3 protein-coding genes are annotated in these 1,972 nt (G+C 49.5%); 1 reads left to right on the top strand and 2 read right to left on the bottom strand.

Going from position 1 to position 1,972, the window contains the following annotated elements; genetic code table 11:
* On the top strand, nt 1-576 hold a 576-nt coding region (locus WBV75_RS11185; protein WP_424120684.1), incomplete at its 5' end, for a DUF2867 domain-containing protein.
* A 1-nt stretch (nt 577) separates the two neighbouring features.
* Here WBV75_RS11185 and ctlX read toward each other — a convergent pair.
* Nucleotides 578-1,507: a citrulline utilization hydrolase CtlX gene (gene ctlX / locus WBV75_RS11180; protein WP_424120683.1), complete on the bottom strand. Its 930-nt coding sequence runs from the start codon at nt 1,505-1,507 to the stop codon at nt 578-580.
* 110 nt (nt 1,508-1,617) lie between these two features.
* Nucleotides 1,618-1,972: dimethylarginine dimethylaminohydrolase family protein (locus tag WBV75_RS11175; RefSeq protein ID WP_424120682.1), on the bottom strand; the 355-nt coding region annotated here is incomplete at its 5' end.

Genomic DNA, 1,972 nt, shown 5'->3' with positions numbered 1-1,972 from the left:
GATATGGCCTTCGAAAAAATCGAACAGAACCTGGTGGTCAGTAGCTGGAAAGACAGTATGGTCAGCGGGCGCTTTAACCAGAACCTGGAGCAATATATTCAGGTTCCCAAATTCGGGGTCCTGACGGACAAAAAGCAGTTGAAGGTCGAGGATCGGGAGGCTGTGCTGGAGAACATTTGGAGAATCGGAGGGGAACGCGGTTGGTACTATGGAAACTGGCTCTGGAGAATCCGGGGTTTTCTCGATAAAATGAGTGGTGGAGTTGGCCTCAGACGGGGCCGTACACATCCCGATAAAATATATACAGGAGATTCCCTGGATTTCTGGAGGGTATTGCTCGCAGACCGGGAAAAAGCACGGCTCTTACTTTTCGCGGAAATGCGACTACCCGGGGAAGCCTGGCTTGAATTTAAAATTGACCAGGACAACATCCTGCACCAAACAGCCACCTTTCGACCCCGCGGGCTTCGGGGGCGCCTTTACTGGTACTCCATCGTCCCCTTCCACTATTTTATATTCGGGGGGATGATCTCCAGAATAGCGCAAACACCAAAAAGCTCTAAAACAGCCGTATAGCCTACTTAACAGGTAAAAACACTTCGGCCATCATACAACGCGCACTTCCGCCCCCACAGGTTTCAATAGTATCCAATGGGCTTGAGACGATACGGGAAGTGTTTTCAAGGCGCCTGATTTGATCCGGAGTCAGGGATTGATGGGCCGAGGCACTCATCACCAAAAGGCGTTCGCCATCACGACCGGCTACCTGAAGCATATTCCCGGCAAAAGCGTGCATCTGGGCCTCTGAGATATCAATAACCTCCTTGCCATCGCGTTTGAGGTGATCCAGTACATTCTTTCGTTCTTTCCGATCGTCTATGGAATCCAGGCAGATCACGGCAAACGCCTCCCCCAGGCACATCATGACGTTGGTGTGGTATATAGGCAGTCTTTTACCATCGACAGACTGGTTGGCCGTAAAGATGACCGGGGTGACTTCAAATTCTTCACAAAACTCTATGAATACCGCTTCGTCGGCCCGGGCGGAAAGCGCACAATACGCCTTTTGGTGTTCGCGGTCCATAAGGATACTCCCGGTACCCTCCAGGAAAAATCCATCGAGTTCTGCCCCGGTGTAGTCGATAATCTGCCGAATGACAAACCCCCGTTCTTCGAGTATGTCAAAAATATCCTCCCGCCGTTCCCTGCGGCGATTCTCTGCATACATGGGGTATACCACAACAGTGCCATCCTGGTGAAAGGAAACCCAATTATTGGGAAATATAGAATCCGGAGTGTCCATTTCCAGCCGGTCTTCGACTACAATTACTGAAACGCCTTCATTTCTGAGCTTATCTACAAAATCGTCAAATTCTTCCTGCGCCTGGCGGTTGATTTCTGAATTGCGAAGTTCCAGATCTTCCTGAAAAAAGTTATTCACCGCCGTTTGCTCGTTCATTCGGAAGCGAACCGGCCGAACCATAAGGATGGTATTTGTTATCTGCATTGCTCAACGAAAAAGTGCCGTAAATGTAGCTAAATCGCACAGGATTATCTGCAGAAAAAGAAAGAATACGATCATACGACCGCAAGATTGGTTTAAAGGGGTGTGAGGGCTTAACCGCGCTCCAGCGGCAGGGTACTGCATCGCAAAAGACCGCCCTGTTTACCAACCTCCTGATAGGGGATTTCCTCTACAGTCAGCCCCTGGGATCGCAGCCAGTTGTTTAACCGGGTGAAACTGCGTTCGGAAACCACAACTTCCGGCGAGATCGAAAAGACGTTACTGAACATCCGGTACATTTCCTCTTCGGTGATTTCAAAAACTTTTTCAGGCCCAAAGAATTCCAAAAGCCATTTGTACTCTTTAGGATCGAGAAAACTCTCTTTGTGCAAAATGGCGAGATCGCGGCCTACGGGTTGAAAACAACAATCCAGATGCAGGGCATTCTTGCGGGCGTCCGTATTGGAT

It is taken from the genome of Robiginitalea sp., from assembly GCF_049588695.1.
Classification (GTDB): Bacteria; Bacteroidota; Bacteroidia; order Flavobacteriales; family Flavobacteriaceae; genus Robiginitalea.
The sequence above is the reverse complement of the archived record's forward strand: the minus strand, read 5'-3'. Positions and strand labels throughout refer to the sequence as shown.